17 protein-coding genes and 1 tRNA gene are annotated in these 15,177 nt (G+C 59.6%); 5 read left to right on the top strand and 13 right to left on the bottom strand.

Annotated elements, in window-relative coordinates; translation table 11 throughout:
* Window positions 1-9: 9 nt before the first annotated feature.
* The 9 genes from AB6Q56_RS07485 to guaB form a co-directional block, all read right to left on the bottom strand.
* A complete protein-coding gene (locus AB6Q56_RS07485) occupies window positions 10-2,889 on the bottom strand; it encodes a PriCT-2 domain-containing protein (RefSeq protein ID WP_434516448.1) in 2,880 nt (959 codons plus the stop codon).
* A complete protein-coding gene (locus AB6Q56_RS07490) occupies window positions 2,886-3,083 on the bottom strand; it encodes a helix-turn-helix transcriptional regulator (RefSeq protein ID WP_434516449.1) in 198 nt (65 codons plus the stop codon). Before AB6Q56_RS07490 ends, AB6Q56_RS07485 begins: the two co-directional genes overlap by 4 nt.
* 81 nt (window positions 3,084-3,164) lie before the next feature.
* Window positions 3,165-3,371: a hypothetical protein gene (locus tag AB6Q56_RS07495; protein WP_434516450.1), complete on the bottom strand. Its 207-nt coding sequence runs from the start codon at window positions 3,369-3,371 to the stop codon at window positions 3,165-3,167.
* Entirely contained in the window at window positions 3,368-3,628 is a 261-nt protein-coding gene (locus AB6Q56_RS07500; protein ID WP_434516451.1) for an AlpA family phage regulatory protein, read from the bottom strand. Before AB6Q56_RS07500 ends, AB6Q56_RS07495 begins: the two co-directional genes overlap by 4 nt.
* A gap of 276 nt (window positions 3,629-3,904) precedes the next feature.
* Window positions 3,905-4,153 (bottom strand): DUF4224 domain-containing protein, encoded by a 249-nt coding sequence (locus AB6Q56_RS07505; RefSeq protein WP_434516452.1) that lies wholly within the window; start codon window positions 4,151-4,153, stop codon window positions 3,905-3,907.
* A 5-nt stretch (window positions 4,154-4,158) separates the two neighbouring features.
* Window positions 4,159-4,431: a hypothetical protein gene (locus AB6Q56_RS07510; RefSeq protein ID WP_434516453.1), complete on the bottom strand. Its 273-nt coding sequence runs from the start codon at window positions 4,429-4,431 to the stop codon at window positions 4,159-4,161.
* Window positions 4,432-4,528: 97 nt separating this feature from the next.
* A complete protein-coding gene (locus AB6Q56_RS07515; protein ID WP_434516454.1) occupies window positions 4,529-5,884 on the bottom strand; it encodes a tyrosine-type recombinase/integrase in 1,356 nt (451 codons plus the stop codon).
* 218 nt (window positions 5,885-6,102) lie between these two features.
* Window positions 6,103-7,737 carry a glutamine-hydrolyzing GMP synthase gene (gene guaA, locus AB6Q56_RS07520; RefSeq protein WP_434516455.1) on the bottom strand — a complete coding sequence of 545 codons (1,635 nt, stop codon included), beginning with the start codon at window positions 7,735-7,737 and terminating at the stop codon, window positions 6,103-6,105.
* Window positions 7,738-7,797: 60 nt separating this feature from the next.
* Window positions 7,798-9,261 (bottom strand): IMP dehydrogenase, encoded by a 1,464-nt coding sequence (gene guaB / locus AB6Q56_RS07525; RefSeq protein ID WP_434516456.1) that lies wholly within the window; start codon window positions 9,259-9,261, stop codon window positions 7,798-7,800.
* Window positions 9,262-9,317: 56 nt separating this feature from the next.
* On the opposite strand from guaB, the gene AB6Q56_RS07530 reads away from it, so the two are divergent.
* Window positions 9,318-9,803: a DUF4124 domain-containing protein gene (locus tag AB6Q56_RS07530; protein WP_434516457.1), complete on the top strand. Its 486-nt coding sequence runs from the start codon at window positions 9,318-9,320 to the stop codon at window positions 9,801-9,803.
* 12 nt (window positions 9,804-9,815) lie between these two features.
* On the opposite strand, the gene AB6Q56_RS07535 is transcribed toward AB6Q56_RS07530, so the two are convergent.
* Together AB6Q56_RS07535 and AB6Q56_RS07540 are read right to left on the bottom strand one after the other, a co-directional pair.
* Window positions 9,816-10,142, bottom strand: coding sequence for an RnfH family protein (locus tag AB6Q56_RS07535; RefSeq protein ID WP_434516458.1), 327 nt, complete (start codon window positions 10,140-10,142; stop codon window positions 9,816-9,818).
* Complete coding sequence (locus AB6Q56_RS07540; protein WP_434516459.1) at window positions 10,135-10,578, bottom strand: type II toxin-antitoxin system RatA family toxin; 444 nt, start codon at window positions 10,576-10,578, stop codon at window positions 10,135-10,137. The genes AB6Q56_RS07535 and AB6Q56_RS07540 overlap by 8 nt, the downstream gene beginning before the upstream one ends.
* A gap of 58 nt (window positions 10,579-10,636) precedes the next feature.
* Here AB6Q56_RS07540 and smpB point away from each other — a divergent pair, with 58 nt between their 5' ends.
* Window positions 10,637-11,086 carry an SsrA-binding protein SmpB gene (smpB, locus tag AB6Q56_RS07545; protein ID WP_434516460.1) on the top strand — a complete coding sequence of 150 codons (450 nt, stop codon included), beginning with the start codon at window positions 10,637-10,639 and terminating at the stop codon, window positions 11,084-11,086.
* 83 nt (window positions 11,087-11,169) lie between these two features.
* On the top strand, window positions 11,170-11,805 hold the full coding sequence (locus AB6Q56_RS07550) for a response regulator (RefSeq protein ID WP_434516461.1): 636 nt from the start codon (window positions 11,170-11,172) through the stop codon (window positions 11,803-11,805).
* A gap of 20 nt (window positions 11,806-11,825) precedes the next feature.
* On the opposite strand, the gene AB6Q56_RS07555 is transcribed toward AB6Q56_RS07550, so the two are convergent.
* Together AB6Q56_RS07555 and AB6Q56_RS07560 are read right to left on the bottom strand one after the other, a co-directional pair.
* Window positions 11,826-12,227, bottom strand: coding sequence for an Hpt domain-containing protein (locus tag AB6Q56_RS07555; protein ID WP_434516462.1), 402 nt, complete (start codon window positions 12,225-12,227; stop codon window positions 11,826-11,828).
* 167 nt (window positions 12,228-12,394) lie between these two features.
* Window positions 12,395-12,471 (bottom strand) — tRNA-Asp (locus AB6Q56_RS07560).
* 114 nt (window positions 12,472-12,585) lie between these two features.
* Here AB6Q56_RS07560 and menD point away from each other — a divergent pair.
* Together menD and queF are read left to right on the top strand one after the other, a co-directional pair.
* A complete protein-coding gene (gene menD, locus AB6Q56_RS07565; protein WP_434516463.1) occupies window positions 12,586-14,199 on the top strand; it encodes a 2-succinyl-5-enolpyruvyl-6-hydroxy-3-cyclohexene-1-carboxylic-acid synthase in 1,614 nt (537 codons plus the stop codon).
* Window positions 14,200-14,239: 40 nt separating this feature from the next.
* On the top strand, window positions 14,240-15,085 hold the full coding sequence (gene queF / locus AB6Q56_RS07570) for an NADPH-dependent 7-cyano-7-deazaguanine reductase QueF (RefSeq protein ID WP_434516464.1): 846 nt from the start codon (window positions 14,240-14,242) through the stop codon (window positions 15,083-15,085).
* The last annotated feature ends 92 nt before the right edge of the window (window positions 15,086-15,177 follow it).

Here is a 15,177-nt window from a genome sequence, read left to right on the forward strand (position 1 = left end):
CGGCGGGCATCAGTCCTCGGCGTCCTCGACCGAATAGAAGGATTCGCCGCGCGAAGTGTCCTTGCGCAGGCGCACCGCGCGCCGTGCATCGTCCGCACCGATGAATCCGACACGCCCTTCGAGGCCGGCCAGCGCCCGCCCCACTGACTTGGTGCTGCGCACGTCCTTGGCGCGCAGATTCTCAAGCGCGGCCGCCAAACGGGCGGCGACAGCCACCGACTCACCCACCGCGAACTCGTAGTCGCTGCGAATCACGGCGACAACATCGGCGGCGAGGAACTTCTTGCCACCGAAGGCCAAGTCCAACCCGGTGAGCAGGCTTTCGAGCGCAAGCACGTGCTCGGCAGATTCGGTATTGCGGCTGAACACGTCGGCCACGTCCGAAGCCCCGGCCCAAAGCATCGGCTGCCGCACCATGTGATCCCACCGCGCAAACCGGCTGCGGGTATCCAAGGCTGCGCCGCTGGTCAAGTAACCGGCGACAATTCCCACCACGTCGCGCAGGATGGCCGCGCGCATGCGCACGGCGTGCCCCACAACATCGGGGTGCTTGAATGTCCTCTCTTCCGGCCGGGCGGTGCCCGGCGCGAGGCGCGCCACCATCCAGCGCGTTACCTCGTCAGGCCCAAGGCCCAGGTTGTTGCCGGTGATGACGAACAGCACGTTGGTGAGGCAATTCGCATCCCGCGACAGGCCCAGCACGCGCTGCTCAATGGATGGCCCGGTCATCGCGGCCGCAATCGAGCCCGACCGGAACGTCGTGCCGTCCGTGATGTTGTCGAAGCAAACCATGGCGGGCGAGCGCAGCAGCAGGGACAGCAGGCGTTTTTGCACCTCGGCCTCGTCGCCCTGGGGGAAAGTGCTCACCGGCATATCGCGGCCGGTCAGCAGTACGTGAATGCGCCGCGCAAGAGTCGTTTTTCCACTGGCCTGGGTGCTCGCCAGAATTCCAAGGCCGGGCGCCATGTCCAACACGCGGCGCTGCACTCCGGTGAATAGGCCGGCCACCGCCACATCGGTATCCAGGTCGCTGTAGAACTCGAAACCTTCCAGAAAATCCGCGCGCAATCGCAGCAACGCGGCCCGCGCCTCATCCTGGCTGTAGGGCTTCACGCCGGCCACGGCAGCACCCGACAGGAACAGCCCGGTACCAGCATGCAAACCGTCGTCGGCCAAAATCTCGCCAGTGCGCAGGACAATCGGGTGCGTAACGAGGCCGGCCACCTGGGGCGCTTGGTGCTCGGGCTTGTCGATGAGGATGTCGACGATCTTGTCCGGCACCGCGATGATGGCCGGCGCGCCGTCGCGCACGTCGCAGAAGGCTGCAACCTTCTCGACCATGCCCAGCACTGCCACCTTGCCCAGCGGCTCGATCTGCGGCACAGGTGGCGCCACGCCCTCGGCGTCGTCAATCAGGTGCGTGTAGGGCAGCGGCTTGAGGGCAACGTGCGACAGCAGGCCGCCGAAGGCGATGTACTCGCCAGGCTTCGCCGTCTTGATGATGGCGGCCTCGACTTCCTGGGCCTGCTTCGTGCGATCTTCCGGCCGGTAATACAGGATCTGACGCTTCCCTGCCCTCTCGCGCATTTGCTCGCGCTTGCGCTCCTGGGCGGCTTCGGCTTTGGCTTCGGTCAGTTCGGCGCTGAGGATGCGTTTGCCCTTGCCGGTCAGCCGGGCGACTTCCTCGACGACCTCGTGCGCCGCGCCCTTGCCAAGTTGCGCAGCATCCGCCAGCCAGGTGGCGAGCACGTCGTCGGCATCCAGCTTGCGCAGCTTCTCGATGACCTCGGCAGCGCTCGGCACCTTCGGCTTCTTCCAGGGGTTTGACCACCCGTCCTGCTCGGCCATGTCGAAGATCGTGCGGTAGGTGATGCGGTTCGGATTCATCCCCTCCCACTTCTCGTCCAAGTAGCCCCCGTCATACTTCTCGGGGCAGCGCGCGCTGAACTCGTGCGCCAAGCTGTGCGCCTCGTCCGCCCAGGCGGTCTCCTTGAGGCTCGCCAGGGCTTCGAGCACTTGAATCCAGGCAACGCGGTCGTCAGCACGGTGCGGGCGCAGCGCCAGCAGAGCCGAGCGCAGGTGCTCGATGGTTTCGTCGGTTACACCTTGCAGCGCTGCCAATCGGTCAAGGTCGCTTTCTTCTTCGTCGACGGCGGGCTTTGTGATCGGCCGTTTTTCCTCGGGCGGGTAGGTTTCGCGCAGCACCAGGCTGAGGTCGATCGGTTCGCCTTGAATGTGCCGAAAGCGGTACGGCGCACCCTGCACCCTGCCGTAGTAATACGTTTGGCTGGCTGTGAAGCTCTCGCGCGACAGAATGCCGCCCAGGGCATCGTTCAACATTGCCACCATCCGTCGCCGCTCGGCCGGCGTGTGCGCCTTGGAAAGCGGCGCCAGGACACGCCAGCGCGGCCTCTCGTCGGTATGGCTCGGGCTCGTGTAAATCAGCGCTTCAACTCCATGCACGGCCAGCATATCGCCAGCACGCTCGATGCTGATTTCCTCGCCGTCATAGTCACCCTCAACCCCATACACGGCAAGCATGTTGTCGTCGTGGCGCAGCGCATTCTTCGCGGTGCGTTTGTCACCGAAGGTCGCCAACTTTATGAGCGGGCATTTGTCTTTGCTGGGGTGCTCCTTTGGCGCTTGCAGAGCATTGACCAGCTCGCCCCAGGTAGCACGGCGCCGCTTAATTTCTGCGGCCTTCGTGTCGTGGAAAATGCTGAATTCAAGGGCGATGGGTGCCCATCCCGCCGCTGGCTCGGCGGTAAGATTTTCGCGGTCATTCATGTGCTTTTCTTCGTGCGCCTCGCTCGCTTCTGCGGCCGGGGCGTTTTCTTTTGCGGTGTTGATGACGTTTCGCCGGGCCATCGCTTTCAGGTGGTTGCTCATCGCTCACCCCCTTTGCGCTTTCGGGCTTCGAGCCAGGCGTCTACCTCGGCTTCATCGAACATCACGCGCCGGGGCGTGATCTGCACGGGCTGGACAAACTCTCCGCGCTTTACCATCCGCTCGACGGTTCGTCGGCTGGGCGGCTTGGTGGCGTCCAGCTTGCACCGGGTCGCCTCGTAGTTGATGAGTTTCACTGCACGCTCCTTTCCTTGGGTGTGCGCACAGTGTCGCGTTGTGTCACTTGGGTACGGGCACCACAGCAGCCTGCCACCACGTCAATGCAGATCGAGAGATGGGGCGTCGTCATCGGTGGCAAATATCAGGGCTGTTGCTTTCTGGATTTCTGCGCTGATGCCGCAAACGGCCATTGCTGCGTCAGCCTCACGACCGGCCCACTTGCCTTGACCAAGCTCGGCGGCGAAATCAAGCAGCTTGCCGTGTGCCGCAACCAGATGCGCCTCGGCTTTCTCTTTGGCATTCACGCTGCAGCCCCCGCTTCGCTCTTGGCCCATCGGTTTATCAAGCCGCCCAGGGGCATAGCAGCCAGAGCCTTGGCCCGGCGATCTTCCAGCCAAGCGTCGATTTCATCCTCGAACCACACGGCGAGGCGTGGCGTCAGCATCACGCGGCGCGGAAAGTCACCGCCTTTTTCTAGGTTGTATTGACTCGTCCGCTTGAGGCCAGTTTTTTGCAGGACTTGGTCGCGGCGAAGGGTACGGCGGCCCTGAAAGATTTGCATGGTGCAACTCCTTGCGAATTGGCACATGCCTACCCCTCGCCCGGAGTGCTCCGCAACGTGTTGGCCGATAGCCCCAACGGGATGTGAAAACGTTGGCGTACTACCGCACGGTGGACAGTTCGTTTGGCCGCTGCCACTCAGCCCACGTGTGGTAACAAGACACGCGACTCAATGCCGACACACTAGCACCTGAACGGCGCTGAACGTCAATGAACGATAACGGAATACAAAATTATGCTTGTACGTATGAAAAAGACCGCCCGAAAGCGGCCGTTCTCAACGTTTGCGCAGTCGCAGCTTCGGTTCCGGTGGATCGTCAAGAGCAGCAAAATTCGGCAGGCCCCCGACTACCGGCGCCTGGGTTTGAACACCCCCGAAAACCTTCTCGATATGCGAGCACAGCACTGCCGGCGTGCCGTTTGGTCGCAGCTTGAATTCAATGCCCATCATGCGTAGCGCGCGGATTTGTGTGTCGCGGCGCTTGGCGTGGGTCAGTTCGACAAGCTCTTCGGGGGTGAGAAACATGTTGGCTACGCCGCAACGAGGTTTGAGAATCGTTTATCACATGCGGCCTTATAGCCACCGTGGCAAAAATCCCTTGCCTGCTCCAATAGATCGTCGACCGCCCAAAACACGTTGACCACTTCCTCTAACGGCATCCCATCCCCGAAGTGGATACCCTCGTTGTCCTGTTTGCAGTTTTCCGCCAGCGAGCGCAACACGGCCTTTGCTTGAGCGATTCGCGCAAGCACGTCGTTGAGGTGATCGGTAACAGGTTTGGTATTCTCTTGCTCAGCCATCATTGACTCCTACTTAGTCGATTGTGGTTAGGGTCGGGGCGCTGTTGGCGCAGCACCTCGGCCCGCTTCGCCTGATACCGTCAGGCGGCGGTATTACCTCTCAAAGATCCATATCTGCGTCGTCGTGCGCGGCCTCGTCGATCTTCACCTTAGTGGCCGCAATGATCCCCTTGGCGCTTTCGCCGCGCAACCAGCATTCGACCATATCGGCCCACCCCTGCATGAGAGCCCGGCGAGGCCCTGGTAGCTTCGCATGGTTGTACGCGGCTGCCACTTGGTCTTTCTTCTGGTGCGCAAGGCACGCCTCGACCAGCGCCTCGGGAAACAGCGCCTCATTGAGTCGAGTTGAGGCGGTTCGGCGCAGGTCATGCACGCTGAAAGTCTCGAACGGCTCGGCGCCTTCCGGCAGGCTCTCGTTTATGCGGGCCACCGTCGCGTCGATGACCCGGTTCAACGTCGCGTTGCTGATTGTTTCGTCTGATTCGTACCGGCTGGGGTGCAGGTATTGGCTCGAAGGAAAACACGCCTTGAACGTGGTCAGGATGTCGAGGGCCTGCTCGCTGAGATAGACCGTGTGGGCTCTATCGGCCTTCATTCGCGCGGCCGGAATCGTCCAAGTCGCGCGATCCCAATCAATCTCTTTCCAGGTAGCGCCGATGAACTCGCCCTTGCGAACCATGGTCAGCAGCATGAACTTGACCGCCAGGCGCAGCGTGGGCAGCGTGGCCGTGTGCTGCAAGGCGTCAAAAAACGTCTTGATTTCCTTGCGGTCGAGGTTGCGCTCTCGCGGCTGGAAGGTGGCGATGGTCTTGCGCTGAATCGAATCCACCGGGTTAGTGACTTCCACCCCCTTGCCAATGGCGAAGCGATAGACCAGCAGCACCAATTCCCGCGCATGCACGGCCGGCCCCGGCCCGCGCTCGGCCTTCGCCTTGTCAAACAGTTCGGTGAGCACCTTCGGTTTGATGTCGTCTAGGTTCTTTTTGCCGAGGGGCTTCTCAAGCAGGCGCCGATAAATTGACTTGCGCAGCGCCAAGGTGGAGTCCGCCAGTTGCTCGCCCCCACTCTTGGAGTCGGCCTTGAACTCGAAGTACTTGTCGGCCCAAGCCCCGAACGTCTGAGCATCGGCGGCCACGGTGCGCTTCTCGATCTTGGTCTTGGAAGGCGAGACACCGGCTTTGACCATACGTCGGGCTCGATCATGCAGCGCCCGTGCATCGGCCAAGGACAGCACGCTGCCAAAGTCTAGGCCGTCAAGTTCATCGGCTGCCCGGCTGGGCGTGCCTTCCTCATAACGGCCGATGGTAAGAGTTTCCCGTTTACCGTCGAGGCGGTAGTCGTACCGGAATGACCGGGTGCCGGAAGCGGCGACGGTAACGTATAGGCCCAAAGCGTCGGCGATCTTGTACGCCTTGTCTTGGGGTTTGAGGCTTCTGAGTTGAGTATCGGTCAGCATATCGGTTCCTTTCTGCTGCCTCTCGATACCGTCAGAAGGGCCTGACGGTATCGCCTCGGGCAGTTTCGAGACACCGAAAATTTACCGACCTAAATACCGTCATCCAAATAAAGCTCTTGTTGAACGACGCTGAACGACGTTGAACGACAGCCCGTTGATTTACTTGGTGAAAAAACGGATTTTTAGAACGTCCTTGAACGGTGCTGAACGATATTGCTTTATTCCCACTCAATCGTTGCCGGCGGCTTGCCGGATACATCGTAGACGACACGGTTCAAACCGCGAACCTCGTTGATGATCCGGTTTGACACCCGACCGAGCAGTTCGTACGGCAGGTGAGCCCAATGGGCGGTCATGAAGTCGCTGGTCACTACGGCGCGCAAGGCAACGACATTCTCGTAGGTGCGGCCGTCGCCCATCACACCAACACTCTTGACCGGCAGGAAGACGGCAAAGGCTTGACTGGTGAGGTCATACCAGCTCTTGCCGATGTCGGCTGCAGTACAGGCACCTGCCGCCACATCGCGCTCGGTGGCGTGCGTGGCGCGCAGCTCGTCGATGAAGATGGCGTCAGCACGCTGCAGCAGACTGGCCGACTCTCGATTGACTTCGCCAAGGATACGCACCCCCAGGCCTGGCCCGGGGAACGGATGGCGATAAACCATCTCGCGCGGCAGACCGAGGGCGACACCAAGTTCGCGGACCTCATCCTTGAACAGCTCGCGTAGCGGCTCCAGAAGCTTCAGATGCATGTCTTCCGGCAGACCGCCGACGTTGTGGTGGCTCTTGATGGTGTGTGCGCCCTTCTTGCCCTTGCCGGCCGATTCGATCACATCCGGATAGATCGTGCCCTGGGCCAGCCACTTGGCAGCGGAGAGCTTCTTCGATTCGGCCTGGAAGACCTCGACGAATTCCTTGCCGATGATCTTGCGCTTCTGCTCTGGGTCGGAGACGCCGGCCAGCTTGCCCATGAAGTCATCGACCGCATCGACGCGAATGACCTTGACGCCGAGGTTACGGGCGAACATTTCCATGACCATGTCGCCTTCGTTGAGGCGCAGGAGGCCATGATCGACAAAGACGCAGGTCAACTGGTCGCCGATCGCCTTGTGGATCAACGCCGCGGCTACGCTCGAATCGACGCCACCTGACAAGCCAAGAATCACCTCCTCGTCGCCGACCTGGCGCTGGATGGCATCCACCGCTTCAGCGATATAGTCGCCCATCACCCAATCGGTGCCGCAGCCACAGATGCCATGCACGAAACGTTCGAGAATGGCGCGGCCCTGCTGGGTGTGCGTCACTTCCGGGTGGAACTGGACGGCGTAGAATTTGCGACTCTCGTCGGCCATCGCGGCAATCGGGCAAGAGGCAGTCGAGGCCATTTTGACAAAACCAGGCGGCAGCTCCATGACCGAGTCGCCGTGGCTCATCCAAACCTTCAGGATGCCGTGGCCTTCCGGGCTGTAGAAGTCGGCGATATCGTTCAGCAGCGCCGTGTGGCCATGGGCGCGAACTTCCGAATAGCCGAATTCGCGTGCCTTACCAGCGGCCTCGGCAGTCATCACCTTGCCGCCCAGTTGCTGGGCCATGGTCTGCATGCCGTAGCAGATGCCGAGCACCGGAATCCCCAACTCGAACACAATATTCGGCGCACGCGGCGTATCGCCTTCGGTCACCGAACTGGGGCCGCCAGAGAGAATGATGCCCTTGGCGCCGTAGTTGCGGATGAACTCGTCGGACACGTCGTACGGATGGATTTCGCAGAAGACTTTGGCTTCGCGCACGCGACGGGCGATCAACTGCGTGACCTGAGAACCGAAATCGAGAATGAGGATTTTTTGATGGGACATTTTCAATGCTTGAATGAACAAGGGCGGCTACGCGAGCCGCCCTGAGGACCATGAGGACGATCAGTCGAGGTGGTAGTTCGGCGCTTCCTTGGTGATCTGCACGTCGTGGACGTGCGACTCGCGAATGCCGGCCGAAGTGATTTCGACAAAACAGGCATTTTCATGCATGTGGGCGATGGTCGGGCTGCCGAGATAACCCATCGACGAACGCAGGCCGCCCATCAACTGGTGGATCACGGCAAGCACCGATCCCTTGTAGGGAACACGGCCTTCGATGCCCTCCGGCACGAACTTGTCGACGTTGGCAGTAGCTTCCTGGAAGTAGCGATCAGAGGAACCTGCCTGCATCGCGCCCAACGAACCCATACCGCGATACGACTTGTAAGAACGGCCCTGGAATAGTTCGACCTCGCCCGGGGCCTCCTCGGTACCGGCAAACAAGCCGCCGAGCATGACCGTATTGGCACCAGCCGCGATGGCCTTGGCGATGTCACCGGAGTAGCGGATACCGCCGTCGGCGATCATCGGAACGCCGGTACCCTTCAGCGATTCGGATACGTTCTGGATGGCCGTGATCTGCGGTACGCCAACACCGGCGACGATCCGCGTCGTGCAGATGGAGCCGGGACCGATACCAACCTTGACGCCGTCAGCGCCCATGTCGACCAGCGCACGGGCAGCATCTGCGGTGGCGATGTTGCCGCCGATCACTTCGATCTGCGGGAAATTTTTCTTGACCCACTTGACTCGGTCGAGTACGCCTTGCGAGTGACCGTGCGCCGTATCGACGACAACCACGTCAACGCCGGCCTCGGCCAGCAACTCGACACGCTCCTCGGTACCGGCACCGACACCGACAGCCGCACCGGCGCGCAGGCGCCCGGAGGCATCCTTGTTGGCCAGCGGGTGCTCGGTCGACTTCAAGATGTCCTTGACGGTGATCAGGCCACGCAAATTGAAATCGTCATCGACGACCAGCACGCGCTCCAGGCGATGGGTGCGGATCAACTCCTTGGCATCCTCGACGCTGGCACCTTCCTTGACGGTCACCAGACGCTTTTTTGGCGTCATGATCGACTTCACCGGCTGATCCAGGTTGGTTTCGAAACGCAGATCGCGGTTAGTCACAATACCGACCACCTTGCCCGACTTATCGAGCACGGGGAGGCCGGAAATCCGGTATTGACGGGTGATCTCAAGCACGTCGCGAACCGTCATCAGCGGCGAAACGGTAATAGGATCCTTCAGGATGCCCGACTCGAAGCGCTTGACCTTTGCCACTTCGGCAGCTTGGGCCTTGGCGGTCAGGTTCTTGTGAACAATACCGATCCCACCCTCCTGGGCGAGCGCAATAGCGAGACGCCCTTCCGTCACGGTATCCATGGCGGCCGAGAGCAGCGGCAGATTCAGGGTAATGTTGCGGGTCAGCCGGGTAGCGAGACTGACATCGCGCGGGAGGACTTGAGAATGTGCGGGGACGAGCAATACGTCGTCGAAAGTAAGGGCTTTTTGCAGCAGTCGCATGGCCTTTAATCCAAGGTCACAAAATCGTATTATACAGAAAAGCTCAGGAAACCCAGATGACCTCGAAACCAATCATCGTACTTGCCGCCGCCGTGACCATTCTCGTTGCCGCAAACAACGCAGTCCACGCCGAAACCTATCAGTGGAAGGATAGCAGCGGGCAAACAGTCATTTCAGACACGCCTCCACCCTCCAATGCAAAAAGCCGTCGCGCCATTAATGCACGGCAACCGTCAGTCGTAAGCGAGAAGCCTGCCGAAAAAGCCGCCGAAGGCCCGAAAACGACAGCCGAGAAAGACATGGAGTTCAAGAAGCGGCAGCAGGAAAACAAGGAAAAAGCAGAAAAACTCGCCAAGGAGCAAGCCGCCGAAGCAGATCGAAAAGATAACTGCGAACGGGCAAAACAAAATCTAGCCGCCCTCCAGAGCGACAATCCTATCGCCACGCTAGATGACAAGGGACAGCAGAAAACTATGGATACGACGCAGCGCGATCAGGAACTTGAACGCGCACGACGGGTAATTGCCGAAACCTGCAAATAGCCGCTACCGAAATCAGCTTTCGGAGGCATCGGCATCACCGGCGCCTTTTTTCATAACCTTGCCTTCCGCCGCACGCTGCTTGCGAACCTCCTTGGGGTCGGCGATCAAGGGACGATAGATCTCGATCCGATCCTTGTCTCGCAACACGGCATCGAGCTTCGACAACTTGTTCCAGATGCCGAACTTGTTTTTCTTGGTATCAATCTCGGGGTATTTCCCCAACAATCCGGATGCATCAAGCCCATGCTGCAAGGTTGCCCCTTCCGGAACACGAACACGAACGAGCTCCTGCTTATTGCTCATGGCATAGCAAACTTCAACGTTGAGCATTTCAGCCATTGGCGACTCCATGGACTTGACTTGCACGACGCACGAAGGCGTCGACAAAGGTATTGGCAATGTGACTGAATACGGGGCCGATGACCTTCTCGAACAGCTTGCTCGAAAACTCGTAGTGCAACTTGAATTCGATCTTGCAGGCGTTTTCAGCTAGCGCCTTGAAATGCCACGCCCCCTCGAGTCGACGAAATGGCCCATCGATCAGACGAATACTCATCTGACGAGCGTATTCCTTATCGTTTTCGGTTGTAAACGAAGACTTCACAGCGTGATAATTGATATGCAAGGTCGCAACCGTCTTCACCGCATCCCGATACTTCACCTCGGTGTGACTACACCAGGGAAGAAATGCCGGGTAATCCTCGCAGCGGTCGACTAATTCGAACATCCGTTCGGCCGATTGCTCGATCAAGACTGTCTTTTCAACCAGAGCCATGCGGTGGCAGCGTTCCTGTATCCTGTAGAATCGCAATTTTAATGGATCGCCAGGCAGCATGAGCATTACGGTCAATAAAAAAGCCTTCCACGATTACTTCGTCGAAGACAAATATGAGGCAGGCATTGTTCTCGAAGGATGGGAAGTCAAGGCCATTCGTGCCGGCCGGATGAACATCAAGGAATCCTACGTCATCATCAAGAATGGCGAATTGTTCCTGATCGGCATGCATATCAGTCCGCTCACCACGGCATCGACGCACAACAAGCACGATCCGACGCGTACTCGCAAGCTGCTGCTGCACGCCAATGAAATCAGCAAGCTGATCGGCAAGGTCGAGCGTACCGGCTACGCCCTAGTGCCACTCGACTTGCACTTTCTGCGCGGAAGGATCAAGCTCGAAATCGGATTGGCCAAGGGAAAGAAACAACACGACAAACGTGCTTCCGAACTGGAAAAAGACTCCAAGCGGGAAGCACAGCGCGCCATGAAGGAACATCAAAGATAAAACGCGGTTAGTCGACTTTTATCAAACCCCTGCCGAATCAGACCAAGCATGATGAGCAACGTCGAACACTCGAAAGCTCGACCATGAAAGCATCCCGCATCATTCTCGCCGATGACCACCTGTTGATTCGCGCCGGTATCCGTGCCCTTTTCGAAACACTTCCCGATCACGAACTCATCGCGGAATGCTCCAACGGTGACGAGGCCGTTGCCGCCATTCGGACACTCTCTCCGGACGCCATCCTGCTTGACATTGCAATGCCAGGCCCATCGGGAATCGAGGTCACGAGAAGCATTCGCCAGTTTGACGCCAGCACCCGAATCCTGATCCTCTCCAGCATCGACCGCCCGGAAATCATCGAACAGGGAATGGCGGCCGGCGCCAATGGCTACCTGCTGAAGGATTTCGTCATCGGGGAACTTCTCGAAGCCTTGAATACAGTACTGCTTGGCAAGATCTACCTGTCACCACGGATACGAGACTACGCGGCGACCCCGGGTAGCAAAGGCGAAAGCAATGGCGGAGCCCAGCTTACATCAAGGCAACGGGAAGTTCTGCGTCTGGTTGCCTCGGGCAAAACAACCAAGGAAATTGCCCGCGATCTCGGCATCAGCCCGAAAACTGTGGAATTTCACCGCGGGCGCCTGATGGAGCGAATCGGAGCTCACGACGTCACCGGGCTGACGCGCTTCGCTGTGCAGTCTGGCGTTCTTTGCTAGGCGAGCCTGAGCGATACGGCTTACGTCGACGAATCTTCGAAATACGCCTTCATCTCGGAAGCCATGCAATTAAGGCAATGGCACAAGGTTTCCGCCATCAATTCCCAGTCGTCGTTAGCAAGCATCGCATCGGCCTGGGTTGCATGCTCGCGAAGAGAATCTTCAAAGCGCCGCGCGATATCCACGCAATGATGGCCGGAAAACAGGACACAACTGCTACGAATATCGTGCAATGTATTCTTGAGACTAGGATGATCCCCAGCCTTGAGCGCCAACAGCATCCGCTCGAGCAAAACAGGATAGTTTTCCAGAAACAGACGAGCCAGGCGCCTCGCCGTTTCCTCATTGCGTCCAAGGTTTTGCAACAGGTAATCGAGGTTGCAATACCCCCCCTGAAATTTTGGAAAGCCGTTCTCCGACATAAAACAGACCTGATTTTTTGTATTATTCAGTCATAGCTTAGGCGCAACGGCGAGCCCCGGGGAACTGGGCATTACCCTAGGTCAGCCGGAAAAAGGCGGAACATCGCCCAATGGATGCTCGAAAAACAAAAAGCCCGAAAGCAAAGCTTATCGGGCTTGATGATGACTGGCGGAGTGGACGGGACTCGAACCCGCGACCCCCGGCGTGACAGGCCGGTATTCTAACCGACTGAACTACCACTCCGCGTCGGGCTCGTCCGCCGGTCAGCGGCGAGCGGGGCGAATAGTAGCATGGTCCTGTGTTTCTGGGCGAACCACAACGACTACAATTGATATTTTTTGCCAACTGACTATTCCAATGACCGATACCGGCTCACTCAACCTCGCTTGGTCGCAAGCCATGATTGCCGGTTTCGCCGTCGCCGGGATTACCGACGCGGTCATTTCCCCCGGATCGCGATCGACACCACTGGCCATCGCACTGCTGCGGCATCCGGGCATGCGCAGCCATGTTGCCATCGACGAACGCAGTGCCGCGTTTTTCGGCCTGGGTATCGCGAAGGCGCAGCAACGCCCGGTCCTGCTGCTGGCCACCTCAGGAACCGCCCCCGCCAACTGGCTACCCGCCATCGTGGAAGCAGCCCAAGCCGGTGTTCCGCTGATTGCCGTTTCCGCCGACCGCCCGCCGGAGCTACATGACTGCGGGGCGAACCAGACCGTTCCTCAAACAGCGATGTTCGCCCCCTACGTCCGGGCCTGCCATTCGCCGGGCACTCCCAGCGACGGATTCGATCCGGGATACCTGCATCGCCTTGCCGCCCGTGCCGTGGAGCAGGCCACCTGGCCCTATCCCGGCCCTGTGCACATCAATCAACCCTTTCGCGAGCCACTGCTCGCCGCCGGGCATCCCTCTCCTGCCGCACCAATTGAACCCATTCAGTGCCTCTCACCAATAGCCGAACCTGATCGCCCAACACTGAGCATGCTGGCAAACCGCCTCTCAGGCCGTCCCGGTATCATCGTGTGCGGAGACATGCCCATTGCCGCGCAACGTAATACCGCCTTGGTCGAACTGGCCAATGCCCTGGCCAGCCCTATCCTGGCCGAACCACTGTCCGGGCTGCGCTTCGGCCCGCATGACCACTCTCATCTTTGTGTCGGCTACAACCGCTGGCTGGAAGGTAGCGGAGCAGACGACCTGCCAATGCCCGAGTGGATCATCCGCTTTGGTTCCTTTCCGGTCACCCGCAATCTGCAGAACTACGTGTCGGCTAGCGCTGCCACCCAGATAGCAGTCGATTCCTGGCCGCGCCGGATCGATCCCGCGCACAAACTGACCCACATTCTGCGCACCGATCCCGAATTGTTCTGCAAGGCCATGCTGCAAGAGCGCCTAGTACAGGCAAACGACGGCTGGCTCAGGCAGTTCATTGCCCTGGAACAGCAGGCTGCGGACCACCGCGAGCACACGCACATCCAGTCCATCGTCGACGCACTACCCGATGGGAGCGCCCTGTTCGTCGGCAACTCACTCGCCATTCGGCAACTGGACTCGCTGTCCGGCCATTCGGCCAAGACGCTGCATATCCATGCCAACCGTGGCGCCAGCGGTATCGATGGCAACATATCGACCGCCGCCGGCATCGCCAGCGCACATGGCCCCACGGTCGCCTTGATCGGCGACCTGACCTGCCAGCACGACATCGGCGGACTGGCCCAGACCCGTGGCCACGACATCGTCATCGTCGTCGTGAATAACGACGGGGGCGGTATCTTCGACCACCTCCCGCAACGTTCGCTTCCCGAGTTCTCACGCGGCTGGCGAACGCCGCAGCATATCAATTTCGAGCACGCAGCCAAGGCATTCGGACTGTCCTACCGTGCAGCCACCACCGCCGATGAGCTGCGAATACAGCTGACCGGAGCGCTGGATGACTGCGGCCCACAGTTGATTGAACTCAAACAGGCATAAGCTGAAATCCGCAACCGGCGAGCAGGTAAAATCCGCCCCCATGACCACGACCAAACCTCACGACCCCAGCCATGCCTCACCGCTGGGCAAGGCTACCGAATACCAGAACCGCTACGCACCGGAACTGCTTTTCCCGATTCCGCGCCAGCTCAAGCGCAGCGAAATCGGCATCGTTGATTCGGCCCTGCCCTTCGTCGGCGAAGACCTGTGGAACGCCTACGAGCTTTCGTGGCTGAATGCCAAGGGCAAACCGGTCGTTGCGGTTGGCAGCTTCCGCGTGCCCGCTGACAGCCCGAACCTGATCGAATCGAAATCGTTCAAGCTCTACCTCAACTCCTTCAACCAGAGCACCTTCGAGACACCCGAAGCAGTTGCACGGACGATGCAGCGCGACCTCTCAGCGGCAGCCGGCCGCGATATCGCTGTCGCCCTGCAGCCCCTGGCCAGCACGCCAACGGCCACGATCGGCTTGCCGCAGGGCATCCTGATCGACGAGCTCGACATCGTCTGTGACCGCTACCAGCCCGCCCCCGACTTGCTGACGACCCAAGCGGGCGAAGCAATCGAGGAAACCCTGTATTCGCACCTGCTGAAGTCCAACTGCCTGGTCACTGGCCAGCCCGACTGGGCGATGCTCGTCATCCGTTATCGCGGCCAGCCGATCGACCGGGTCGGGCTGCTGCGCTACATCGTGTCGTTCCGTAACCACAACGAATTCCACGAACAATGCGTGGAACGCATCTTTACTGATCTACAAGCCCGCTGCCAGCCGCAGGCGCTGGCCGTCCATGCCCGCTACACCCGGCGCGGCGGGCTGGATATCAACCCTTTCCGCAGCACGGGCGACTTCCCCAGTCCCAACAACACCCGCGAAATCCGGCAGTAACCCACATCACAAGAATATGGCCAAAGAAGCAAAAACCGAGCAGCCCAAGCACACACCGATGATGATCCAGCACCTACCGGTTATTTTATTTC

Origin of the sequence: Dechloromonas sp. ARDL1 (assembly GCF_051122455.1) — a bacterium.
Lineage (GTDB): Bacteria > Pseudomonadota > Gammaproteobacteria > Burkholderiales > Rhodocyclaceae > Azonexus.